We start from the raw sequence: 22,960 nt of genomic DNA on the forward strand, positions 1-22,960 counted from the left end.
TGGGAGCGATTCCAGCCATTGATCCGAAAGATTTTATATTTATCGCGAGGGGGCACTTTGATCCCCCGGCCGCACCAGGAGAAGAACGATGGCAGTACAGATGAGAACAATCCTTGACGTGGCCGACAACTCCGGCGCACGCAAGTTGCAGGTGATTCTGCCCCTCGGCGGCGGGCTCGGCAAGAAAGCCGGCCTGGGTGACATTGTTACCGCAGCCGTTAAAGAAGCCGCTCCCGATGGCACGGTCAAGAAGGGCAAGGTTGTTAAGGCCGTAATCGTTCGGACGCGCAAGGAGAGCCGTCGTAAGGATGGTACCTACATCCGTTTCGACCAGAATGCAGCGGTCGTCATCAACGACTCTCTGGAGCCAGTTGGAACCCGTGTCTTCGGACCCGTCGCCCGAGAGCTGCGCGAGAAGAAGTTCCTCAAGATCGCCTCACTCGCACCCGAGGTTATCTAGTTCACGCTGTACAGTATGAACAAATAAGCGGATTCCGGCTCCGACAGACAGCCGAGGTAACAGGGGATATCAGATGCCAACGAAGTTCAAGCCCACTACGAAGAGCAAGATCAAGATCAAGCGTAACGACATGGTTGTCGTTATCGCCGGCAAAGATAAGGGCGAGAAACCGCACCGAGTTCTTCGTGTAATCGCTGACCGACAGCGCGTCCTCGTCGAGGGCGTCGGCATGGTCAAGAAGCACCTCAAGCCGAACCCGCAGCGCAACATCAAGGGCGGCATCGCTGAGCAGGAGTCTCCCATCCATATCTCCAACGTCATGCTGGTTGACGGAGAGGGAAACAAGACCCGCGTTGGTTCGCGCCTGGACGGTGACAAGAGGGTTCGTTACTCCAAGGCCAGCGGAAATCCGATTCCTGAGAAGAAGAAGTAAAAGCATTTGAAGTAGAAGTGGAAATTAAGGTTCACCCCACGAAACGGTAGACGGCATCAGCCAACCCGGAACCGTGGAGAAAGCGAAGAGAGAGATGGCAACGTCAAGGTTCAAAGAGAAGTACGACAAAGAGATTAAACCCGCCCTTGCGAAGGAACTGAACGTAGATAACGTGATGGCGGTTCCAAAGCTTGAGAAGATCGTCGTCAACATGGGACTCGGCGAAGCGACACAGAACGTCAAGATCATGGACCCTTTGGTCGCCGACCTAGCCTCCATCACCGGCCAAAAGCCGGTAACCACGAAGGCGAAGAAATCGATCGCAGCCTTCAAGGTTCGTGAGGGAATGCCCATTGGAGCGATGGTTACCCTTCGCGGGGACGCGATGTACGAGTTTCTTGACCGCCTCATCTCCATCGCTCTTCCCCGTGTCCGCGACTTCCGCGGTGTCTCTTCGAAGAGTTTCGATGGGCGCGGAAACTATACACTCGGTCTTCGCGATCAGCTCATCTTCGCCGAAATCGATTATGCAAAGGTCGACAAGATCAAGGGTATGAACGTCACGATCGTGACCACAGCCAAGGACGATAACGGCGCCCGTGCACTTCTGAGGGCCTTCGGTATGCCCTTCCGTCAGGGAGCCTAACTCCGGTTGGTCCTTGCGACCCAAAGCTTTTTGAAAGATAGAGAGTCAAGTTTATGTCAACTACAGCAAAGCGCGTCAAAGACGCAAAAAAGCCGAAGTTCAAGTCCCGTCAGCACAATCGCTGCCAGCTCTGCGGTCGTCCTCGCGCGTACCTTCGCAAGTTCGGCGTCTGCCGTCTCTGCTTTCGTTCGCTCGCTCTCAAGGGAGAGATCCCGGGCGTCGTAAAGTCTAGTTGGTAGACATCCCGGTAATCGGGCGTCCGCGCCTGATATAATTAGCTTCGTCCACAGCACACGGGTATTCGCCGTGCGCACGCACGCTCCAGAGACCTCATTCGAGCTAAAGTTCAGGATGCAGAAGTCTGGAACGGAAACATCAGGCAATAAGACATTCTTGCTGGTTCTCGCAGGGGTTTGTCCGCGAGCGAACGAAGAATGAAGGAGAATGAATGAATCTCACCGATCCAGTAGCAGATTTCCTGACCCGCATCCGCAACTCCATCCGTGCACGTCACCAGAAGCTGGATGTCCCGGCATCCAAGCTTAAGGCCGAGATTGCGCGCATCCTTAAGGATGAGGGCTACATCGCCAACTACAAGGCGACTGAGGAGAACGGTCAGAGGATTATCCGCGTTTACCTGAAGTATGGCACCAACAACGAAGCTGCTATCCGCGACCTGCAGCGCGTCTCTCGTCCCGGATGCCGTGTCTATGTCGGCCGCGATGAGATTCGCCGCGTTCAGGGTGGTCTCGGTATCTCCATCATGACTACTCCCCGGGGTGTTATGACTGGCCGTCAGGCACGTCGCGAAGGCGTAGGCGGCGAGATCCTGTGTGAAGTCTGGTAAAGCGGCATCTGTTTACGAAGTTTTAGAGACTTGCTTATTGGCAGCTTAGCTGCCCGGCTGCAGTGGAACGAAGAGGATTATCGCTTCGGGACTCGCAAGCCACTTTAGAAGGAATTGATTATGTCTCGTATTGGCAAGAAGCCGATTCCGATGCCAGCTGGCGTCAAATACACCGTCAGTGGAAACACTGTTCTGGTGGAGGGGCCCAAGGGAAAGGTCACAACCCTTCTCCCGGCCGGGATCTCTCTGGTTCAGAAGGATGGCGAAATCATTGCAGAGCGCGAGAGCGACAAGCAGGCTGCCTTTCATGGCCTGGCGCGCGCTTTGGTGTTCAACGCTGTGCAAGGCGTCACTACTGGATGGACGAAAGAGCTCGACATCGTCGGTATCGGATACCGCGTTGAGATGAAGGGTAAAGATACCGTCGTCTTCACGCTTGGCTACTCTCACCCGATCGAGTTCCCGCTGCCCACTGGAATTACTGTGGCGATCGATCCCAAGCAGACGCACCTCACGATCTCCGGCATCGACCGTCAGAAGGTCGGCCAGGTTGCTGCAGATATGCGTGCGCTCCGTAAGCCGGATCCCTACAAGAACAAGGGAGTCCGATACACCGGCGAGAAGCTGAAGAAGAAGGTTGGTAAGACAGGCGCTAAGTAACGGCAAGCGCTGCGACGCTATCGCTGTGAGTCGCGTCTGCCGTTCTCGTGGAAAACTTCCTGAGGCGGCCAAAGAGTTAGGAACCAGGGATGGAGCCAATTCCATCTCGAAACGGAGGATTCGGCCTCCATCTCCTGGTCCCTGTTCCCCTGTTGCAAGGCTAAACCGAACGTCGTTGGCACTCTGACGACGCTGTTAGGAAGGAAACGAAGATGATCACACCCCGTAAACGCGATGTAATTCGCAAGCGTGTTCACACGCGCATCCGCGAGAAGATGTCCGGGACCGCAGAGCGTCCGCGTCTGAATGTCTATCGCTCGTTGAATCACATTTACACGCAGGTCATTGACGACTCGACCGGCGCCACCATCGCTTCAGCCTCTACGGTCACCAAAAAGGGTGAGGGCAGGAAGTCAGGTGGTAACGTCGCTGCCGCGGTTGAGGTTGGAAAGCTTATCGCGGAGAGAGCGCAGGAGAAGGGCGTCAAGAAGGTGGTCTTCGATCGTGGTGGCTATCTCTATCATGGCCGCGTGAAGGCTTTGGCTGATGCTGCCCGCGAGGCGGGGCTGGAGTTCTAGGTTTTCAAGTTTCTCGAACGGCGCTCGCAGGCGGGCGACCAGAAAGCTGGATAAGACATTATGGCAACAAAGAAAAAGATCGACGCGAACCGCCTCAATCTGAAAGATCAGGTTGTAAGCATCAACCGCGTCACGAAGGTCGTTAAGGGCGGTAAGAACATGTCCTTTGCCGCGCTGGTTGTGATCGGCGATCCGGCTGAAGGCGTTGTGGGCTACGGTTCAGGTAAAGCCAAAGAGGTTCCGCAGGCCATCCGTAAGGGGATTGAGGCTGCCAAGAAGAATCTCTTCAAGGTGAACCTGACAGATACCTCGATCCCTCACCAGGTTCTGGGTCACTATGGTGCTGGTCAGGTCATGCTGAAGCCGGCTCCCGAAGGTACTGGCGTGATCGCTGGCGGAACGGTCCGCGCTGTAATGACCTCGGCTGGTGTACAGAATGTTCTGACCAAGTCGATCGGAACCAAGAATCCGCACAACGTTATCAAGGCCACCTTCGATGCGCTTACTCAGCTTCGGAGCAGGTCCGAAGTTGCGGCGCTGCGCGGCAAAGCTGAAGAAGAACTGTAAGAGGAGTCCCTAGTCATGGCAGAGACCAAAGCCACCATCAAACTGCAGTACTTCCGTTCGAAGATCGCGACGCCGGAGAAGCACAAGCTCGTTGTCAAGGGCCTCGGCTTCACCAGGCTCAACCAGATCGTCGAGCGCGAGGATAGCCCCTCCATCCGGGGCATGGTAGCGAAGATCCCTCACCTCGTCCGTATCGTCGAGTAGGGAAGCGCAGCGAATCACAGAATCTTATAACCTGGCCTCCCGGCCAGTTCAAAATGCGAGTCGGGAACTATGTTTCTGGCGTTATAGCGAGGAAAGTATGGCAATCCGTAATCTCTCTAATCTGAAGGCTCCTGCAAAGGCTAACAAGAATAAGAAGCGTGTGGGCCGCGGTATGGGCTCTGGCATGGGTAAGACCTCAACTCGTGGTCATAAAGGTCAGGGTTCGCGCTCTGGTTCATCGTTGATGCGCGGATTTGAGGGCGGCCAGATGCCGCTACATCGTCGTCTTCCGAAGCGCGGCTTCACCAATATCTTTCGCACGGAGTACACGGTACTTGGGCTGGATCGTATCGCCGAGATCAACGAGGCCTCGTCTGAAACGGAGTTCACCCTCGAGAAGATTATCGCGCTCGGCCTCCTGCGCAAGCGGAACGGACTGATCAAGGTGCTCAATAATGGGGAGATAAAGGCCGCCATTACCGTGCACGCGCACAAGTTCTCGAAGACCGCTCAGGAAGCGATCGAGAAGGCGGGCGGCAAGGCAATCGTAATCGCCTGATAGTCTTCGCGACGAAAATGTAGAATGAAAGCGGCGAGGGATTGGATCCCTCGCGTCGCCGTCTCATCCCGGTCATCCGTCTCACCCCCTTCGAGGTACCGCTCTCCGATGTTCGACAAGTTCGCAAACATCTTCCGCATTCCAGATCTTCGTAAACGTGTTCTGTTTACGCTCGGTCTTCTGGCGGTCTATCGCCTTGGATCCCACATCCCAACTCCCGGTATCAATGGACAGATGCTGGCGGAGTTCTTCAATCAGAACTCCGGTTCGGCCCTTGGTCTCGTCGACCTCTTCTCGGGCGGCAACCTTCGCAAACTGACGATCTTCGCTCTCGGCATCATGCCTTACATCACGGCGTCGATCATCTTCCAGTTGCTCACTGTCATCTATGAGCCGCTGGCGAAGCTCCAGAAGGAAGGCGAGCTCGGCCGCCGCAAGATTACCCAGTGGACCCGGTATGTCACCGTGCTGCTCGGAATCGTGCAGTCTTTTACCATCGCCCTGACTCTGACGAATACCTCGACCGGATCCTCCATGGTGACGATTCCCCGAGGCGCGTTCATTCCCCTCTGCGTGCTTACCCTAACGGCCGGAACCGCCTTCATCATGTGGCTGGGAGAGCAGATCACCGAGCGCGGCATTGGTAATGGTATGTCCCTGCTGATCTTCGCCGGAATCGTGGTAGGAGTTCCCAAGGGAATCGCGGAACTCTACGACAAGGTCCAGACCAACGCCTGGGGAGCATTCACTCCGATCGCAGTCGCTATCCTGATCGCCGGCATGATCGCGGTCGTCGCCTTCATCGTCTACGTGGAGAAGGCTGAGCGCCGAATCCCTGTCCAGTATGCGAAGCGTATCGTGGGCCGTCGTATGATGGGCGGGCAGTCGACGCATCTTCCTCTGAAGGTAAACTCCGGCGGCGTCATGCCGGTGATCTTCGCCAGCTCCATTCTGTCGGCTCCGCTGCTCTTTGCCGGTATGAGCTTCTTCGGAAGTGCTCCGCTGCGCGATACCAAGCTGCTGGGACCTCTGTTCCAGTACATCTCGCCCGGCGAGCCCTTCTACGAACTCATCTTTATGGTGGCGATCGTCTTCTTCGCCTACTTCTACATCTCCATCGTGTTCCGGCCGGACGATATCGCGGACAACATGCGCAAGTACGGTGGCTTCATCCCGGGAATTCGCCCTGGAAAGCGTACCGCTGACTTCGTCAACGATGTCCTCACCCGCATTACGCTGGTCGGCGCCATCTACCTGATCATCATCGTCATGATTCCCCAGATGATCATCAGCGGAATCCACTTCAATCATCTCTGGTTGATCGGACCGGTCTTCGACAAGCTTCCGTCATGGATGACGAATGGTCTCGGTGTGACCTTCTATTTTGGTGGCACCAGCCTTCTGATCGTTGTCGGTGTTGCCATGGATACGGTTCAGCAGATCGAATCGCAACTCATCATGCGCCACTACGACGGCTTTACTCCCAAGAGCGGCCGAATCCGTGGCCGCAAGAGCTGGTAGGAATTGGAAACGTTGACCTCTGAATCTGCAGCACATCCTCCGGCCCCGGCAGACGTAAGATTCCTGCCCGGGCCGGTACTCCTTCTGGGAGCCCCCGGCGTAGGGAAGGGAACCCAGGCGCAGCGGCTCATGGCCGACTTCGGAATCCCCCAGATCTCTACGGGGGACATTCTCCGCGACAACATTGCACGTGGGACGGAGCTCGGTAAGGCTGCCAAGGACCTGATGGATCAGGGACAGCTGGTTCCCGATCAGATGGTTAACGACATGGTTGGGGCCCGTCTAACTCAGCCCGACGTTCAGCGTGGGTACATTCTCGACGGGTACCCTCGTACGCTCGGTCAGGCAGAGTGGCTGGACTCACATCTTGTCTCGCTGGAGGAACTCGCCGGGGCTGCTTCGCTGCCGCTGGTGGCCATCAGCATCAGCGTCGATGAGCAGGAGCTGCTCCGTCGCATCACCGGCCGCCGTATCTGCCCCATATGCAAGACCATCTACAACATCCATTCCAAGCCCCCGAAAGTTGATGGGGTCTGCGATAACGACAATGTCCCTCTGCAACACCGCTCCGACGACACGGAGGCCGCCTTTCAGGAGCGGATGAAAGCATATAACTCCCTGACCGCACCGGTGATCGAGCACTATAGTCAAAAGGGAAGATTCCGGCAGATTGATGGATCTCGCGCTGTTGAAGAAGTGACGTCTTCCATCGAGGAAGCACTGGAGCAACTTCGTGGAGCAGGTGAGTAGGTAGGTTATGGCGATCATTCTAAAGGCCCAGGAAGAGATCGAGAAGATGCGCATCTCCGGCATCGCTCTTCGTAAGGTTCACGACACGTTGGCTCCGAATGTGGTCGCCGGGGCCTCAACGATGGACCTCGAGGAGATCGCTGTGGCAAAAATCGCACAGCTGGGAGGGACGGCTGCCTTCAAGGGCTATCATGGCTACCCCTTCGCCCTCTGTACCTCGATCAACGACGAGGTGGTCCACGGCATGCCCAATAAAAAGCGCATTCTGAAGGACGGCGATGTCCTCTCGATCGACTGCGGCGTCGTGATCGATGGCTTCTACTCCGATGCCGCTGTGACCTACGCCATCGGTAAGCCTGAGCCCAAGATTCAAAAGCTCCTCGATGTCACCAAGGCCTCCCTTGAAGCGGCCATCGAACAATGCCAGGTCGGGGGACGCCTCTTCGACATCTCGGCCGCCGTGCAGGAGATGTGCGAAGCCGAGGGCTTCGGAGTCGTTCGTGAGTTTGTTGGTCACGGGATTGGCCGCAGCATGCATGAAGATCCCCAGGTCCCGAACTTCGGCCCCCGCGGCAAAGGCCTGCGGCTCAAGGCGGGGATGGTTTTAGCAATTGAGCCCATGATCAACGCAGGAGCTCCTGAAGTAAAGGTGCTGGCGGACGGCTGGACGGCGGTTACCGTGGACAAGAGCTACAGCGCTCACTTCGAGCATACGGTGGCCATCACCAAGGATGGTCCGCTGGTTCTGACCCGCTAGCGGGATCTCCGGGGTCCTATCGCCATTCCGCGGTGGACGTAAAGTGGAAATCCGAGCTGCGGGTGGGAAAAAGGCCCGGATTGGGGTATCATAAGAGATGCTGCGTGCAGTACGTCGCACCTTCATGGTCCCCTCTTGCAGGGAATCATCTCGTGGGCTCCAGCACTCACAACAATTTTTGCGGGGAGCGAACAGGCTCTCCCGAAGGAGATCGTTTGTCGAAGGAAGATGCAATTGAGGTAATGGCTACGGTCGTCGAGACCCTGCCGAACGCGATGTTCCGAGTCGAGCTTGAAAACAAGCATCAGGCTCTGGCACACGTCTCCGGACGTATGCGTAAGAACTTCATCCGCATCCTCCCCGGCGACCGGGTTGCGATTGAGCTCAGCCCATACGATCTCAACCGTGGCCGCATCGTCTACCGCTACAAGTAGACGGGCAATTCCGGCTTTTGACGCTTGTCTTTAGCTGGGAAGAACAATTGACTCAGGTACTCATGCTTGCGGCGGTAGCTTCCGACGAAAGTCAGGGAGCTGATCGCTAACGGCTGTTTAGGAGAAGTAATGAAGGTTCGTGCGTCAGTAAAGAAGATCTGTGACAAGTGCAAGGTGATCCACCGTCGCGGTGTCGTTCGCGTCATCTGCGAAAACGCCAAGCACAAGCAGCGTCAGGGATAAACACCGGAGGCGATTCTGCCTCCTTTAGTGGCCCCGCAGGGCTAGTTCGCCGAATTCAAGGCGTGCGTTGAACCCCGCGGACAGTAGTAAGCCGAAACCATCCACCCGCTCCGTGGCGAAGCTTCCGGAGCCCAACGACAAGGACGCCAATGGCACGTATCTCTGGAGTCGACGTACCGAACAACAAGCAGGTACGCATCGGACTCACCTACATCTACGGCATCGGCAACTCGCGCGCTGCGAAGATCCTGGCAAAGGCAGATGTTGATCCCTTCGTCAAGATTGCTACGCTCGACGAGGACCAGCTGAACCGCATCCGTCACGTCATCGAGCAGGAAGGCCAGATTGAAGGCGACCTGCGCAAAGAGGTTGGCCTCAACATCAAGCGCCTGATCGAAATTCAGTCCTACCGTGGTCTTCGTCATCGCCGCTCGCTTCCAGTTCGCGGCCAGCGTACCCACACCAACGCTCGTACCCGCAAGGGCCCGCGTAAGGGCACCGTCGCCGGTAAGAAGAAAGCGACGAAATAAGCCATGGCCAAGACACAGCAGAAGACCGCCGGAAAGGCCGGCAAGAATAAGAAGTTCAAGAAGCGCGAACGGAAGAACGTTCCGTTCGGTCTGGTCTTTATTCAGGCTTCTTTCAACAACACCATCGTCACCATCACCGACCAGACGGGCAATACGCTCAGCTGGAAGAGCTCCGGCTCGCTCGGCTTCCGTGGTTCGCGTAAGGGAACCCCGTTCGCCGCGCAGCAGGCTGCTGTTGGCGCTGCCAACGCCGCCCGTGAGCATGGTCTCCGTTCGGTCGATGTACGCGTCTCGGGACCTGGTTCGGGTCGTGAGTCGGCAATCCGCGCGCTCGCTTCGGCAGGCATCGAGGTTCGCTCGATCCGTGACGTCACGCCGATTCCGCACAACGGCTGCCGTCCTCCCAAGCGTCGCCGCGTGTAAGTTATTTCAACCTCATCCGCGGGAGTCTCACCGCTCCCGCGGAATCATCAATCTGGATCGTGACGAAGCGCTGCCAGCGCGTAAAGCGATCGACACCCGAAGTCAGGAGACAAGAAACTCATGGCACGTTATACAGGACCCGTCTGCCGCCTCTGCCGCCGCGACGGTACCAAACTCTTCCTCAAGGGCGCGAAGTGCTTCACCGACAAATGCCCCGTTGAAAAGCGTAACTTTCCCCCGGGCCAGCACGGCCAGTCCAAGAAGCAGAAGAAGGTCGTCGGCTACGGTCTGCAGCTCCGTGAGAAGCAGAAGGCCAAGCGTATCTACTTCACGCTCGAGGGCCAGTTCCGCGCCTACTACGAGAAGGCTTCGAACAAGACCGGCGTTACCGGCGAACTGCTTCTGCAGCAGCTTGAGACTCGCCTTGACAACGTAGCTTACCGCCTTGGCTTTGCGCAGAGCCGCCGCCAGGCTCGTCAGCTCGTCCGTCACGGCCACATTCAGGTCAACGGCCGCAAGGTAAACATCCCGTCCTTTCAGTGCAAGGTCGGCGATGAGATCGCCATCCGTGAGGCATCGAAGTCCATCACCCTCCTTGAGGAGGCGAAGAACTTCGCCAGCGGACAGCGTTCCGTTACCTGGATCGACATCAACCGTGACAATCTGTCCGGCAAGATTCTCTCGCTGCCCAAGCGCGAAGATGTCAACCTCCCGGTCAACGAGCAGCTGATCGTCGAACTTTACAGCAAGTAATCAAGCTTAGCCGCGGGTCTGCCCCTCAGGGTAGATCCGCGGCAACGTTGTGACCTGTCGAATCACAACGAACACCACAACCGAATACGCCAACCGCATCACCCGCCAGACCGCAAAGTGCTTCGCGGCTGGGACGGCAAAGGAGAAACACATGCTTTGGAGAGGATTCCAGAAGCCCAAGCGTCTCGCAGTCGAAAGCGAGTCACTCACCGAGAAGTACGGCAAGTTCAGCGCTCAGCCCTTTGAGCGAGGTTTCGGTACTACCATCGGCAATGCACTGCGCCGCACCCTGCTCTCATCCATCGAAGGAGCCGCTGTTACCGCGGTCCGCATCGAGGCGTGCTGCATGAGTTCCAGTCCATCGCCGGCGTCGTTGAAGACGCAACCGACATCATTCTTAACCTCAAGCAGATCCCGTTCAAGCTCAACGGCGAAGGCCCCAAGGCTCTCTACCTGCGTTCCGATGCAGCTGGTGTCGTCACCTCCGGCTCCATCGAGGCTGACGGCGATGTCGAGATCCTTGATAAGGACGTCTACATCTGCACCGTCTCCGAAGGCGGCAAGATCGACATGGAGATGCGTCTCAAGCGCGGCCGTGGCTACGTCTCCGCTGATAAGAACTTCGATGCCGACCTCGGCCTTGGCTTCATTCCTGTCGACAGCGTTCACTCGCCAGTCCGCAAGGTCAACTACCTCGTCGAAGCAGCGCGTCTCGGTCAGATCACCGATTACGACAAGCTGACGGTCGAGATTTGGACCAACGGAACTGTCTCTCCTGCGGACTCGCTCGGTCTGTCGGCCAAGCTGCTCAAGGATCATATGACCATCTTCATCAACTTCGAAGAGGAGATGGAGACCAGCCACGATGGCCTGCACGACGGTCCTGCGATTCGCAACGAGAACCTCAATCGCTCGGTTGAAGAGCTTGAGCTGTCGGTTCGCAGCTACAACTGCCTCAAGAACGCCAACATCGCAACCATCGGTGAACTGATCCAGAAGACCGAGGCTGAGATGCTCAAAACGAAGAACTTCGGTCGCAAGTCTCTCAACGAGATCAAGGAAATTCTTGCTCAGATGGGACTTTCGCTCGGCATGAAGATCGACGAGAACGGCAACCCGCAGCCCGGACCCACCTCCGTTCTGCCCGCTGCTACCCTCGCGGCCAGCTTTGGTCACTTCGATGACGAGGACGACGAAGAGGATGAGGACGACCTCCAGATTCCCGCCGACACTGACACCTTCTAAACCGTAACTCGATGGGAGCAGGGAACGGACCCTGCTCCCATCTCAACCAAAGATCCGGTTCAGGGCACAAGCTCAAACCGAAGGAGATCAATCATGCGTCATCGCAATGCAGGATTCAAACTTGGACGTAATACCAGCCACCGCCGCGCCACGCTGCGCAATCTCGTTACCTCCATCATTCTGATGGATCGTATCGAGACCACCATCACCAAGGCTAAGGCCTCCAAGCCACTCGTCGAGCGCATGATCACCCTTGGGAAGCGCGGCGACGTTCATGCCCGTCGTCAGGCAGCAGCCTACCTCATGACCCCGGAATCGGTGGATCGCCTCTTCGCAGTAGTTGCTCCTCGCTATGGAGCCCGCAACGGCGGATATACCCGCGTCACTCGCACCGGCGCCCGCAAAGGCGATGCCGCTGAGATGGCCTTCATCGAGCTCCTCGGAGCCGAGCAGGAACTCAATGAGAAGGCTCAGAAGCGTGCTGATGCCCGGGCCAAGAAGCGCGAAGAGCTCCAGAAGCAGCTTGAGGAGCAGAATCCTCCCGCTGGTGAAGAAGGCCAGGAGTCGTAAGACTCTCCAGCCGAAAGTACAAGAGGCGCATCCGCAGTGGATGCGCCTCTTTCTTTCCAGTCCAAACTCGTTTTCTACTCAGCAAGCATCCCAAACACTAGGCCTCGTGACAACCAAATCCATCTCGCTCTCCGATCGCCAGTTTCACCTGATTACCCGGGCCATGGCAGATCCGCATCGTTATCTGATTCTGGAGAAGCTCGGCCAGTCGGAGACCAGTCGTTGCGCATGTGGAGATATTCGCGACTGCATCCCTGTCAGTCCCGCAACGCTCTCTCATCATATGAAGGAGCTCGAAAACGCCGGCCTGGTCGAATCGAAGCGTGAAGGGAAGTTCGTTAGCTACACTCTCTGCCGGGAGGTGCTGGCGGCTTATATTCAGAGGATTTCCGGTATCTAAGGCTTCAAAACGCTTAGTGCTTGGGCTTCAGAACTCTTAGTGCTTGATCAGCCACATTAGCCAGCTTGCCACGATCGTCCCACCCACAAACAAAGCAAAGCAGAAGGCTCCGAACCGGATCATCATCCTTGGCTCAGATCGCTGCGTAATCCCGAAGACAACCGAGGTAAACAGCGAGAACAGTAACACCGCTCCAAAGTGCGAGATGGTCACGATGCCTTCCTCCCCGTCGCCAGCGAGTGCGCATCGACAGCAGCTATCACGTTCAGAAGCCCTGCCACAACGATGAACTTCGTTCCATAGTCGGCAATTGCGATTTGCACCGCCGCCTGTCCCAGGTCAAACACACGGGCGAGCGCGTACAGCAGGCCCGCTCCCAGGTCGCCAGCGAAGTTCAGCATATCCAGCAATTCAGCCGTATTTGGCCCGTAGACTTTGCCCTTCAGCCCCAGGCCGATGCAGAACATCGCGACGATCGAGACGAAGAGCAGCAGTCCCCGAATCCATTTTTTTAGAAGGAAGTGGCCTGCGCCCGGAATTAGCCAACCCGCGATGAGAATCAGGGTAGGCGGTAGAGAAGTTACCTTCTGCCCGACCCTTGCCTGCGCCTGAACATTCGTCGTCATCTCACCTCATCATACCAGCAGGCAATTCCTCAAGCTCCAATGCGAACCAGTTCCGTCTGGACTCGCCCCGTAACCTTTGCGTTTCCCGGCAATGCAATCATATCGACCTCGCTGCGAATCCCGAACTCACCCGGAAAGTAAACTCCCGGCTCGACAGAAAAGCACGTCTTCGGCAGAATCAGCCTCTCGTCGTGAGTCTCAAAATTATCCAGGTTCGCTCCGTTTCCATGCAGCTCCACGCCGATATTGTGGCCGGTTCTATGTGTGAACCACTCTTTAAGCCCTGCTGCGCCAATCACCTCCCGGGCAGCATCGTCGGCTTCCCATCCGGCAATCGGCCGTCCGGCGGCGAAAGCCTGCTGTACCAGCTCGATTGCCGCATCGCGCGCGTTCCGCACTGTCTCAAAGACCATCTGTTCCCGTGCGGTCGGCTCGCGGTCCACGACCCCGGTCCAGGTAATGTCGTAGTAGCACGCGTCCGGACGGTTGAGCCTTCCCCATATATCAATCAGGACAAAGTCGCCCTGCCGGATCGGCTTTGAGCTCGCCACGGTCGGCTCGTAGTGCGAGTCGGCCGAGTTCTCACCCACGCTCACATTCGGCCCGTGTTCCCAGATCAATCCCTCGCGCCCCATCGCCTCGGCAAGAAATTCAACCATCGCAAACTCATGCGTCCCGCCAGCTCGTACCCGGCGCCCAATCTCTTTCCAGGCCGCCTCCAGCACGGCGTCGATCTTCTCCTGTGCCACGAAGTGGGTTGCGATCTGGTCGTCGTTCAACACAGCCTCAAACCGGCTTACCAGGTCAGCGGAGCTGACCACTTCCTTGCCCAGGCCGCGCACCATCTCCACCGTCCCCGCGTCCACCATTGAGACGTACATGATCGCGTTGCGAGGGGAGTACTGCATGGCGATCTTTGTGGCTCCAGAGGTCAGTTCGGCGACCCGCGCCTCCAACTCCTGCCACGATGAGTACACTGCCTTTTTGCCGGGCAGAGTGTCCAGTCTTCCCGACTCGATCCGATGCACCAGCTTGCTCGGCTCGCCCTCCGCAGGGATGAAGTAAAACCACCGGCGCGTGACATGCAGCCCTTCGCCGAGCCTGAGGATCCGGTAGGCCAGCGGGTCGCGATAGTGGTGGTCGTAGAAGAGCCATCCGTCGATTTGGTGGTCGCGAAGAGCACTCTGGATACCTGTAAGGTCGAACTCTAGGTTCGCGGATGGCACAGTTTCTTTCTCCCGCATGGCTACCTCCCCACCATACTAATGGATGCAAAGTATTCAAAACAGGAGGCATGACCCCGGACCACCATCCAGCGGTATGTCACGGAAGGGGAAGAGCCCGGCTTCCGGTCGGGGCTTCACCCCTGATCTGGGGCCCCCGCGTGTCAAGCTACCACCCGGTAAAGACAGCTCCAGAGGAACGCATCGCTTCCTTGTGAAAGTGAAATCCGCAGAGAGATATTGCCTCTATAGTCGTATTCCGATATAGTCGGTTTTCGACTATTAAGGTCGATGATCGAGGTTCGCATCATGCTTGAGCTGCGCCAGATCTGCAAACGTTATTCCAGCATCTCTGTTGTCACCGATGTCAGCTTCGTCGCCCGGCCCGGCGAGATCACCGGTTATCTGGGTCCCAACGGAAGCGGCAAATCGACCACCATGAAGATCATCACCGGCCTGATCGAACCCAGCTCCGGCCAGGTGCTCTTCGAGGGACGCCCCATCCAGGATGACCCGATGGGCTTCCGTCGCAGTATGGGGTACGTTCCCGAAGAGCCTTATCTGTACACCCACCTCAGCGGCATCGAATATCTCCAGATGGTCGCCCAGCTCCGAGACATGGACCCCGCCCGGAGCAAGGAGCGCATCCGCGGCCTGCTGCAGCTCTTCGGCATCTATGGTGACCGCGACGTCCCCATGTCTTCGTACTCCAAAGGCATGCGGCAGAAGGTTCTGCTCTCGGCTGCTCTCATGCACAACCCGTCTCTCGTACTGCTTGACGAGCCCTTCTCCGGCCTCGACGTCGGTACCTCACTCATCCTTCGCAGCCTGATTGAAGAGCTTGCCCGGCGGGGGAAGGTCGTCCTCTTCAGCTCGCACGAGCTCGAGACAGTAGAACGTATCTCGTCCCACGTGGTCATCCTGCATAAGGGAAAGGTAGTAGCCGACGACACGGTTGCGAACCTGCGCGTCTTCATGCAGCTTCCCAGCCTTGAAGGCATCTTTGCGCAGCTCGCCATCGAGCAGGATTTTGTGGCGATCTCATGCGAAATTGCGGACCTTATCCATGCTTAGACCATCCCTGCTAAAGCTCCGAGACCATCACTTCTTCTTCCAGTTCCGCGTACTCTACCGAGTCTTCCTGCTGCGGGTGATCGACCTCGAGCTGCTGTCCTCCGACGGCGATCCCTCCCGCCTGCTGGGACAGTTCGCCTCAGTCTTCTGCAGTCTCAGCTTCTTCTGTACGTTCCCGGTGCCTTTCCTCATCATCACGCGCAAACCCGTACCCGTCCCTGTTGCTTATATGTTCGAGCATTTTTTTATCGAGACGACCATGACGATCGCCGGTCTCATCGGCGTGCTCAGCTGGGACGCCGCCTTCCCTGATCGCCGCGACCGGCTCGTCCTGGGGCCGCTGCCGGTGCCCTCGGCCACACTTTTTCTATCGAAGCTTGCAGCGCTCTTTGCCGCGCCTCTGCTGGCTGCGGGAGCCTTCAATCTCTTCGCCGGCTTCGGCTGGCCGCTGGTATTCGCCGTGGGAGTCGGCAGTAAATTCAGCCTGCTGCGCACGCTGCCCGTATACTGGCTTACCGTGGCCGCCGCCGCGGCGTTCATGATCTTCATGGTGCTCGCGGTGCAGGGAATTGCCGCGAACCTTCTGCCGCGGCAGATCTTTCTACGTCTCTCGGCGGTCATGCAGGCGATAGCCCTCTGCTTTCTGCTCAGCTCCTACTTCCTCGGCCCTTCCTTCAACTCCCCCGCGGCTCTCAATGCGCAGGAGCATCAGCAGATCCTCAAGTGGCTGCCAGCCTACTGGTTTGTCGGATTGTTCAATCAGCTCAACGGCTCCATGCATCCAGAGCTGGTTCCGCTCGCCCACCGGGCATGGATGGCGCTGGCACTCTCTGCGGCCGGTGCACTCGCCGCAGTGTTTCTCTCATACTTCCGAATGCTGCCCCGCATCGTCGAACAGCCTGACATCGTGCCAACCCTCCGCTCCAGCTTCTCCTTCGGAAGCTCACTCTCGAGCGTCATCACTCTCTTCAGTCTTCGGACCATCCTGCGCAGCCGTCAACACCGCATGATCCTCAGCTTCTATGTTGGGATCGGTATCACCGTCATCTTTGGATTCACCCATACAAAGTTTGCTCGGCTCACTCCCTCCATCTCCCCCTCCCAGACGACCTTTTTGCTCTCGTCCATCCTCGCCGTCTTCCTCGCCGTGGTTGCACTGCGCATCGTCATCGCCGTTCCCATCTCACTGCGCGCCAACTGGATCTTTCAGGCCACCCAAGTTCGCCCCGCATGCCTGTACCATCGCGCCGTCAGGACCTCGCTGCTATCGCTCGGCGTTGCTCCCGTGGTTGCCATTCTGGCCGTTGGATTCTTCGTGTCCGATTCCTTCTTCGTCGCCGGCCATCTCGTCATCATGGCTCTGCTGGGATTGATGCTCGTCGAGCTCTGCCTCTTCAGCTTCCGCAAGATCTCCTTCGCCTGTTCCTACCTTCCAGGTAAAGCGAACCTGCACTTCGCCTTCTGGTTCACCTTGCTCGCATCGATAGGCTGGCTCAAGAGAGCAGCCAACGCAGAGGCTCAGATACTAGGCTCCGTATCGGGCTTCGTCCTCATGGGGCTGTGCCTTGCATCATTGGCCGCCGCCTTGCACAAGTTCAGCAGCCTGCAGGCGCAGAACTCTCAGCAGATCATCTTCGAAGAAGAAGCTGTCCCCGAGATCGTTAGCCTTAAGCTGAACAGTTAAAAGAAGAAGGGAACTCCTTCAACGAGAATTGAAGGGCGGCTGAGTGCGACTGACTGCAGTCTGTTGCCACAACCAGCGTGAATGACTGACAGCCTCCAAGGCAATCAGACAAGCCGTCGACCCACTTGTTCGACTAGCGGTTTTCCTAGTTGCTGGTAGTCGACCTGCTACCTACCATCGAGCCATTAATCCGGGGTCTGCGACGAGGCTTCTAAACAGACATATCGAGTGAAGGCAGGAGAAATCATGCAAGCTAGCCTGAGAATTCGACATTTCACAAACGGAATCTCTCTCTTGGTTGGACTCCTTGTGATCACAGCCACCTGTTGCTTTGGACAGCGGCAAAATGTTGAAACCATCGACGCTACAGCCATGGGCACAAGCACGCAGATGGGAAGAAACTTCAACCTAAAACTGATGATCTTCCAGTTCTCGACTCCTGAGGACAGAGAAGTGCTGGTTCAGGCATTTGCGAAAGGGCAGAACGACGGACTGGTGAAGGCTCTCGAAAAGATGAAACCCGTGGGCCGTATCACGATCCCCGGCGCAGTTGGGTACGAGGTCAGCTACATTCGGGAGATCATAACGCCTACTGGAAGAACGATCCGGTTTGTCACGAACCGCAGGATCGCCTTCGGTGAAAGCTATCGGGACACTCAAACCAAGAGCTTCAATCTCACTGCCGGTGAGATCATCCTGAACGATAAGGACAAGAAGAAGAGTGGAGGCTCGCTTTTTCCCGCGGCGCAGCTGATCGTCAACAAACAAGGCGAGCTGCAGTTCGAACTCAATCAGAATGCCTGGAAGCTCACGAACATCATCGAGTGGAAGTGAAATCGCAAAAACCAAGGCGCCGCGAAAGGCACCAACTTTGGAGCTGGAGCGGTGTTGTGAGATTTGTTCGAACACAAACTTCCTGTACTTCGCGACTGGGAGATATCTATGACTATCAAAGCTCGACGGCCCAGCACTTGGACTGCATTGCTTTTCTCGACCTGTGTCGTTCTGTTGACCGGCGAACTTGCGCAGGCGAAGAGTAAATATTCATGTGACCAGGAACAGCCCCAGACACTCTGCAATGCGGACAATACCTGCGGCTCTGCCTCATCTCCTTGCACAGTTAACATCACCCGCTCAAACAACTCCGCCAATGTAAAGCCCGACATCCCGGGCGCAAAGAACAATCAACTTTTCTGTATCAAGGCTGGCACCACCGTAGTGTGGATGAGTTCGAAGAACCAGGGCTTTACCGTCTCGTTCGGTACTGACTCTCCGTTTGAACCCGATGCCCCGATCATGGGGGGCGGAAAAAAACACGTGACAACGAAGGCAAGTACCCCCGGCTGTTACAAGTACGATGTTGGCGCGTTCACTTCGGGGACAGTTTATGGAATGAGCGGTGGCACCAAGCCGGAATTGATCATTCTGCCTTGAGCCAATGGGTATGAGGCCAAGTCCTTTCAAGGAAAGCAACTGAGTGCGATGGACTTACGGGTCGCGCCATCTTTTTGGACCCAATGCTGATTTGGTCGCATTGTCCCATTGTCTAGCTCTGAGATGGAGTTGCTGCAAAACCCTCTGCCCGATTCACTTCTCTCTTAGCGAGCGGCTTTGATCGCATACTCTCAAAGAGGCCCATGCATAGCCTGTCGGCACAGTTGATATCTCGGGTACATCAGTTTCGCTGGAGCCTGGCCGACCTCGCCTTCTAGATCGAGGTTCGATGAGTGCAGCGATCTGTTAACATTGACGCCGTTTGTATCATCTAAGTCCAAGGGCTGATGAGATGCAGAGACGAGCGTTCCTCGCATGTGCAGGCGTGGCTATAAGTGGAGCAGCGATTGTTCCTGCGTTGGCCCGACCCCAGGAGGTGATGGAGTCGACTGTGCCAAAGACGAAATCAGGTTTAGCTCCGGTTAACGGCCTGCAAATGTACTACGAAGTCCATGGCCAGGGAGAGCCGCTCATCCTCTTGCATGGTGGGGTTACGGCGAGCGAAGTGTTTGGTCCTAATCTGTCTGAGCTCGCCAAATCGCGCCAGGTGATTGCTGTCCACCTGCAGGGTCACGGACGCACGAAGGATATCGACCGGCCTCTTCGATTCGAGTTCATGGCCGACGATATTGCTGCACTGATCGCGCATCTTAAGCTTGGGCAAGCCGATGTTATGGGGTACTCATTGGGTGGGGGAGTTGCCCTGCAGACCGTCATTCGCCACCCTGCGTCTGTAAGACGCCTGATCGTGATTTCAGCGGCAATGACACAAGAGGGCTCCTACCCGGAAGTAAATGCAGCGTTCGAGCAGATGGGTTCGCACGCGGCGCAAATTGCGCAGAAAATCAAAGGATCGCCACTCGGCCAGCGTTATCCCGAGGTCAATTGGGAGACTCTGCTCCGCAAAATTGGCGAGATGGAATCGCAATCTTTTGATTGGTCGGCTCAGGTCAAGCAGATTAAGTCGCCCGCAGAACTTATCTTTGCCGACGCCGATTCCATTTGCCCCGGACATATCGCAGCCTTCTATGAAGCTCTTGGTGCAGGGAAACGCGATGCCGGATTGGACGGATCTCTCCGTTCCATGGCCCGGCTGGGTATCGTTCCGGGAGCGACACACTACAACATCCTCTCCACAACGATGGTGGCGGAAATGGCCTTACCTTTTCTGTCTTCGACCGTATAGCTGTACCAACGCCCGCTCCTACTCTGCTGATCAACGCGTCCATGGAGGGACGCCAGCAGGATACGAATCGGTGAACGTTGAGTGCGGAGTGGCTACTATCTGTGGTGAAAACCAGAGTAGATGAGTGACTTGCCCTGTGGACGTCAATTGACATCCGATCCGGGGTTGTCCATCCCAGTAAATGTCCTGCCTGCACAGCCTCAATAGCGGAGCCCGAGCTTCAGAGGAAAATCTTCTTCGTCGTCTTCGAGACCGGGTCTATCGCAGTGTTCCCGAATGATGGCGCGATGTTGGCTGCGAAATGCGAGATGTGTTACGGCGATCGCGATCGCAGCAAGAACGAAGTGTTCCGTGCTGGTCTCAATCCAAGGTTCAGAGATCAGCGGGAGCCATGCCACCACGGGAACGAATGCGATGTACTTGAGAACTGTGATGGCGAAGTTAGATTGTTCCCGGGTCCGCTCGCCGGTGAAGGCAACGGTCTTTACGTTCAAAAAGAAGATGTCGGTTAGCAACACGGACATCCCCACGCCGACGAGTAGCTGGCTTGCCGTTGCGCTTAAGCTCCGAAGTTCCGGAGGAGCAATTACGCGAAGTGCCATGCAGCCCCCAAAACTAAGGATCACCCCCCAAAGAAGAGCCCAGGTTTTCGCAGCCAGCAACTGATCCATCGCCGTGTGGAACGGTGCCGGCGTACCGTGAACGCTGCGAAACACCCAATTTCCCTGCTGATTACCTGGAGAAACAAACGCCATCCGCAGTCCAGCAATCGTCCAGAAAGCCATAATTCCGACCGCAGCGCGAATCCCGTCAGATGAGACTTCCGCCCGAATCTGATTATGTACAACCGCCAGACGAAGAATGGTGGCAGTAACGACCGAAAGGCCTACCCCTCCACAGAGAACAAGATAGATGCGGTAGCGTTGTACGCGCAGCAGGGTTTCGCTGATGAAGTGAAAAACTGCCCGACGAACCGCACGCCGGACCAGCGTTGCATGGATCACCGCGTGCAGCGGCCGTGCAATCCAGCTTCGCGCGGCGTGCGCGCCAGTCCCGATGGCCAGTTGGCGTACTCTGCGTAGGTAGGCAATCGGATAGGCGAGCGCGGCCAGCCCGGTAACCACAAGCAGCGCCAAGCATCCTGTCTGCGCCAGCTGCGTGTAGATCGGCAACGCCGTGGGTCCTTCCATGAGGCGTTGGTAGACGCCCAGGAACCAGAATGGGGGAAAGAATCGCGCGAAGGTGCCTCCCGACCGAAGTAGGACTGGAACCGTTTCGGATAGAACTGGGAACAGGAGTAGGAGCATCAACAGGAGAGTTATCAAAAGGCCCTGCAAGGCAAGAGAGAACTTGCGGAATACGCGTTCGCCGAAGACGGAAAGAAGTACGCCTTGCAGAGCCAGAAGAAGGACCGCTGCGAACAATCCACTGCCTGCCACGGCCAGAAGATGACCGGCGAGGAAGCGTAGAAGGTTGGGTGGATCAATGGCTGCGGGAAGAACCAGTGGTGCGAAAACATTGGCATCAAAAAGGAAGCCGGCGATGAGAATGGCGATGGCCGCAATTCTCGCGAGGAAGAGCCTGTGAGCCGGGATAGGCAATGTCGTCAATACGGAGAGATCCAGGAAGTCGGGGAAGAACATGTCCCACTCAAATACTGTGACGATCCCCATCGCCACAAAGGAATAGACCACGAAGAAGAAATGGTGATTGACCCGCAACCAATACGGTGGTCCTGGGACGGGGCCATGTCTTTGAAGGGAAGCGATGAAGGGATGATAGACAGGCCATAGATACAGCGCCACGACCAATCCTGGGAGCCCGGTTGCAACTGCGATCAGAACCAGCCGTGTTTTAGCGTCGCCATCGGGAGATGCCGTTTCGTGATTAAAGAACCGCGACAGAAAGTGGCGGACCAGATGCGAGAACTGGCTTCGCTCGGGCTCTTGTACTGGGCCACGCTCCGCCTGAGCCTTCAGGGGAAGCACCTCCGGCTCCGACATCATGAAGAAGCGCTGAAAGGATTTACGCATGGTCGATCCGCATCACTTCCACGATCTCCTGCGCGACGGTCCTGGTGTCCTGCTGCTTGACCAGTTGCGCGAAGACCTTTTCCAGATTGGGAAGCTTCATCAAACTCGCAAGATCGTCTGGTCGAGCGTCGGCGACTATCCTGCCTTTTGCGATTACAACGACGCGGTTACATACCTGCTCCACGATCTCCATCACATGTGAGATGTAGAGAATAGCCTTTCCTTCAGCGGCTAATAGCTCCAGGAGGTCCTTGAACAGCCGTGCAGAGACGACATCAAGTCCTGAGAGCGGTTCGTCGAAGATGAGTAGCTTGGGATCGTGTAATAGAGCTGCGGCTATCAGCACTCGCTGGCGCATCCCTTTTGAATAAGAGGACAGGGGTGAGAATTGCCAGGACTCGAGATGCAAGAGTTTGAGCAGGCGAGTCGACTTAGCTTCAATGAGAGCCTCGCTAAGACCACGGAGTCTTCCTACGAGTTGCAGATATTCCAGTCCTGACAGGTAAGTATAGAGATGTGCTTCCTCAGGAACGTACCCGAGGACACTACGGAAAGCGACCGTATCTTTTCGAATATCCTGGCCTTCGAAGAGTACCTTGCCATCATTTGGCCGGAGCATTCCCGTGATGATCTTGACCGTAGTTGATTTGCCGGCGCCGTTCGGTCCAAGAAAACCAACTATCTCGCCGGGAGCCAGATTGAAACTCACATTCTGGATAGCCGGAATACCTCGGAAACTTCTCGAGAGGTTTTGCAACTCAAGCATCATGCCCACCCCCGTCAGATCAACCGCAGCTATTAGTCGCAATCCGACTATATCGAAAAGCGACTATGGCGTCTACTAGACGGCATAATATGGCCTGTGGCATCGCTGCCCGATCCCGCGGCCCCACACCCATATGGCAACCTGGTTCAGTTCCATACGACACGCTAGTGCAATGATGGCGATTGGCCTGCTCTCGGGATTGTTGCGTAGAGGCTGCTTTGATGGGTACCTGTGACTCTCTTCCTTTGCGTTAAGGTGAGCGAACCGCAGATCCCTCGACTGCGCCCTCCGGGC

General features: G+C 56.7%; 30 protein-coding genes and 1 pseudogene. 26 read left to right on the forward strand and 5 right to left on the reverse strand.

The genetic code is table 11. The features are described from left to right. The first annotated feature begins 88 nt into the window (after positions 1-88). From rplN to JAO29_RS20100, 21 genes and pseudogenes are all read left to right on the forward strand, one after another. The gene (rplN, locus tag JAO29_RS20000; protein WP_334270038.1) at positions 89-460 is read left to right on the forward strand and encodes a 50S ribosomal protein L14; all 372 of its coding nucleotides are present in this window, start codon (positions 89-91) and stop codon (positions 458-460) included. Positions 461-533: 73 nt separating this feature from the next. Continuing rightward, positions 534-893: a 50S ribosomal protein L24 gene (gene rplX, locus JAO29_RS20005; RefSeq protein WP_442886449.1), complete on the forward strand. Its 360-nt coding sequence runs from the start codon at positions 534-536 to the stop codon at positions 891-893. 94 nt (positions 894-987) lie between these two features. Then, complete coding sequence (gene rplE, locus JAO29_RS20010) at positions 988-1,539, forward strand: 50S ribosomal protein L5 (RefSeq protein ID WP_334270039.1); 552 nt, start codon at positions 988-990, stop codon at positions 1,537-1,539. Between the two features lie 53 nt (positions 1,540-1,592). Continuing rightward, positions 1,593-1,778 carry a type Z 30S ribosomal protein S14 gene (locus JAO29_RS20015; protein WP_334270040.1) on the forward strand — a complete coding sequence of 62 codons (186 nt, stop codon included), beginning with the start codon at positions 1,593-1,595 and terminating at the stop codon, positions 1,776-1,778. 209 nt (positions 1,779-1,987) lie between these two features. Further along, positions 1,988-2,386, forward strand: coding sequence for a 30S ribosomal protein S8 (gene rpsH / locus JAO29_RS20020; RefSeq protein WP_334270041.1), 399 nt, complete (start codon positions 1,988-1,990; stop codon positions 2,384-2,386). A 120-nt stretch (positions 2,387-2,506) separates the two neighbouring features. Next, on the forward strand, positions 2,507-3,046 hold the full coding sequence (gene rplF / locus JAO29_RS20025; RefSeq protein ID WP_334270042.1) for a 50S ribosomal protein L6: 540 nt from the start codon (positions 2,507-2,509) through the stop codon (positions 3,044-3,046). A gap of 212 nt (positions 3,047-3,258) precedes the next feature. Further along, positions 3,259-3,624: a 50S ribosomal protein L18 gene (rplR, locus tag JAO29_RS20030; protein ID WP_334270044.1), complete on the forward strand. Its 366-nt coding sequence runs from the start codon at positions 3,259-3,261 to the stop codon at positions 3,622-3,624. Positions 3,625-3,684: 60 nt separating this feature from the next. Beyond that, positions 3,685-4,191, forward strand: a complete 507-nt coding sequence (gene rpsE, locus JAO29_RS20035; protein WP_334270045.1) for a 30S ribosomal protein S5 — start codon at positions 3,685-3,687, stop codon at positions 4,189-4,191. A gap of 15 nt (positions 4,192-4,206) precedes the next feature. Further along, on the forward strand, positions 4,207-4,395 hold the full coding sequence (rpmD, locus tag JAO29_RS20040; RefSeq protein ID WP_334270046.1) for a 50S ribosomal protein L30: 189 nt from the start codon (positions 4,207-4,209) through the stop codon (positions 4,393-4,395). Between the two features lie 97 nt (positions 4,396-4,492). Further along, the gene (rplO, locus tag JAO29_RS20045) at positions 4,493-4,954 is read left to right on the forward strand and encodes a 50S ribosomal protein L15 (protein ID WP_334270047.1); all 462 of its coding nucleotides are present in this window, start codon (positions 4,493-4,495) and stop codon (positions 4,952-4,954) included. Positions 4,955-5,062: 108 nt separating this feature from the next. After that, entirely contained in the window at positions 5,063-6,475 is a 1,413-nt protein-coding gene (gene secY, locus JAO29_RS20050; RefSeq protein WP_334270048.1) for a preprotein translocase subunit SecY, read from the forward strand. Between the two features lie 12 nt (positions 6,476-6,487). Further along, the gene (locus tag JAO29_RS20055) at positions 6,488-7,225 is read left to right on the forward strand and encodes an adenylate kinase (RefSeq protein ID WP_334270049.1); all 738 of its coding nucleotides are present in this window, start codon (positions 6,488-6,490) and stop codon (positions 7,223-7,225) included. Between the two features lie 7 nt (positions 7,226-7,232). Continuing rightward, the gene (map, locus tag JAO29_RS20060; protein WP_334270050.1) at positions 7,233-7,982 is read left to right on the forward strand and encodes a type I methionyl aminopeptidase; all 750 of its coding nucleotides are present in this window, start codon (positions 7,233-7,235) and stop codon (positions 7,980-7,982) included. Positions 7,983-8,197: 215 nt separating this feature from the next. Beyond that, complete coding sequence (gene infA / locus JAO29_RS20065; protein WP_022841827.1) at positions 8,198-8,416, forward strand: translation initiation factor IF-1; 219 nt, start codon at positions 8,198-8,200, stop codon at positions 8,414-8,416. 129 nt (positions 8,417-8,545) lie between these two features. Then, positions 8,546-8,659 (forward strand): 50S ribosomal protein L36, encoded by a 114-nt coding sequence (rpmJ, locus tag JAO29_RS20070; protein ID WP_013581269.1) that lies wholly within the window; start codon positions 8,546-8,548, stop codon positions 8,657-8,659. Between the two features lie 149 nt (positions 8,660-8,808). Next, the gene (gene rpsM / locus JAO29_RS20075; RefSeq protein WP_334270051.1) at positions 8,809-9,189 is read left to right on the forward strand and encodes a 30S ribosomal protein S13; all 381 of its coding nucleotides are present in this window, start codon (positions 8,809-8,811) and stop codon (positions 9,187-9,189) included. A gap of 3 nt (positions 9,190-9,192) precedes the next feature. Next, positions 9,193-9,612, forward strand: coding sequence for a 30S ribosomal protein S11 (gene rpsK / locus JAO29_RS20080; protein WP_334270052.1), 420 nt, complete (start codon positions 9,193-9,195; stop codon positions 9,610-9,612). Positions 9,613-9,732: 120 nt separating this feature from the next. Then, on the forward strand, positions 9,733-10,365 hold the full coding sequence (rpsD, locus tag JAO29_RS20085) for a 30S ribosomal protein S4 (RefSeq protein WP_334270053.1): 633 nt from the start codon (positions 9,733-9,735) through the stop codon (positions 10,363-10,365). Between the two features lie 151 nt (positions 10,366-10,516). Next, positions 10,517-11,610 (forward strand): annotated as a pseudogene (locus tag JAO29_RS20090) (DNA-directed RNA polymerase subunit alpha). Positions 11,611-11,703: 93 nt separating this feature from the next. Then, the gene (rplQ, locus tag JAO29_RS20095; protein ID WP_334270054.1) at positions 11,704-12,180 is read left to right on the forward strand and encodes a 50S ribosomal protein L17; all 477 of its coding nucleotides are present in this window, start codon (positions 11,704-11,706) and stop codon (positions 12,178-12,180) included. A 106-nt stretch (positions 12,181-12,286) separates the two neighbouring features. Beyond that, a complete protein-coding gene (locus JAO29_RS20100) occupies positions 12,287-12,580 on the forward strand; it encodes an ArsR/SmtB family transcription factor (protein ID WP_334270055.1) in 294 nt (97 codons plus the stop codon). A gap of 36 nt (positions 12,581-12,616) precedes the next feature. On the opposite strand, the gene JAO29_RS20105 is transcribed toward JAO29_RS20100, so the two are convergent. From JAO29_RS20105 to JAO29_RS20115, 3 genes are read right to left on the reverse strand one after another with little or no spacing between them, the layout of a single operon-like run. Beyond that, the gene (locus tag JAO29_RS20105; RefSeq protein ID WP_334270057.1) at positions 12,617-12,793 is read right to left on the reverse strand and encodes a hypothetical protein; all 177 of its coding nucleotides are present in this window, start codon (positions 12,791-12,793) and stop codon (positions 12,617-12,619) included. Further along, on the reverse strand, positions 12,790-13,206 hold the full coding sequence (locus tag JAO29_RS20110; RefSeq protein ID WP_334270058.1) for a DUF6677 family protein: 417 nt from the start codon (positions 13,204-13,206) through the stop codon (positions 12,790-12,792). The genes JAO29_RS20105 and JAO29_RS20110 overlap by 4 nt, the downstream gene beginning before the upstream one ends. Positions 13,207-13,235: 29 nt before the next feature. Next, positions 13,236-14,450 (reverse strand): M24 family metallopeptidase, encoded by a 1,215-nt coding sequence (locus JAO29_RS20115; protein WP_334270059.1) that lies wholly within the window; start codon positions 14,448-14,450, stop codon positions 13,236-13,238. A gap of 270 nt (positions 14,451-14,720) precedes the next feature. Between JAO29_RS20115 and JAO29_RS20120 the strand changes: the two genes are divergently transcribed. From JAO29_RS20120 to JAO29_RS20140, 5 genes are all read left to right on the forward strand, one after another. Continuing rightward, complete coding sequence (locus tag JAO29_RS20120; RefSeq protein ID WP_334270060.1) at positions 14,721-15,503, forward strand: ABC transporter ATP-binding protein; 783 nt, start codon at positions 14,721-14,723, stop codon at positions 15,501-15,503. Beyond that, positions 15,496-17,187, forward strand: coding sequence for a hypothetical protein (locus JAO29_RS20125; protein ID WP_334270061.1), 1,692 nt, complete (start codon positions 15,496-15,498; stop codon positions 17,185-17,187). Before JAO29_RS20120 ends, JAO29_RS20125 begins: the two co-directional genes overlap by 8 nt. A gap of 246 nt (positions 17,188-17,433) precedes the next feature. Continuing rightward, the gene (locus JAO29_RS20130; protein ID WP_334270062.1) at positions 17,434-18,021 is read left to right on the forward strand and encodes a hypothetical protein; all 588 of its coding nucleotides are present in this window, start codon (positions 17,434-17,436) and stop codon (positions 18,019-18,021) included. A 108-nt stretch (positions 18,022-18,129) separates the two neighbouring features. After that, entirely contained in the window at positions 18,130-18,621 is a 492-nt protein-coding gene (locus JAO29_RS20135) for a cupredoxin domain-containing protein (RefSeq protein ID WP_334270063.1), read from the forward strand. 352 nt (positions 18,622-18,973) lie between these two features. Then, positions 18,974-19,867, forward strand: coding sequence for an alpha/beta fold hydrolase (locus JAO29_RS20140; protein WP_334270064.1), 894 nt, complete (start codon positions 18,974-18,976; stop codon positions 19,865-19,867). 200 nt (positions 19,868-20,067) lie between these two features. Here JAO29_RS20140 and JAO29_RS20145 read toward each other — a convergent pair whose 3' ends face one another. Together JAO29_RS20145 and JAO29_RS20150 are read right to left on the reverse strand one after the other, a co-directional pair. Continuing rightward, a complete protein-coding gene (locus JAO29_RS20145; protein WP_334270065.1) occupies positions 20,068-21,900 on the reverse strand; it encodes a hypothetical protein in 1,833 nt (610 codons plus the stop codon). After that, positions 21,893-22,708, reverse strand: coding sequence for an ABC transporter ATP-binding protein (locus JAO29_RS20150; RefSeq protein ID WP_334270066.1), 816 nt, complete (start codon positions 22,706-22,708; stop codon positions 21,893-21,895). Before JAO29_RS20150 ends, JAO29_RS20145 begins: the two co-directional genes overlap by 8 nt. Positions 22,709-22,960: the final 252 nt, after the last annotated feature.

The sequence above is a fragment of the Edaphobacter sp. HDX4 genome (genome assembly GCF_036877565.1).
In the GTDB taxonomy this organism is placed as follows: domain Bacteria; phylum Acidobacteriota; class Terriglobia; order Terriglobales; family Acidobacteriaceae; genus Edaphobacter.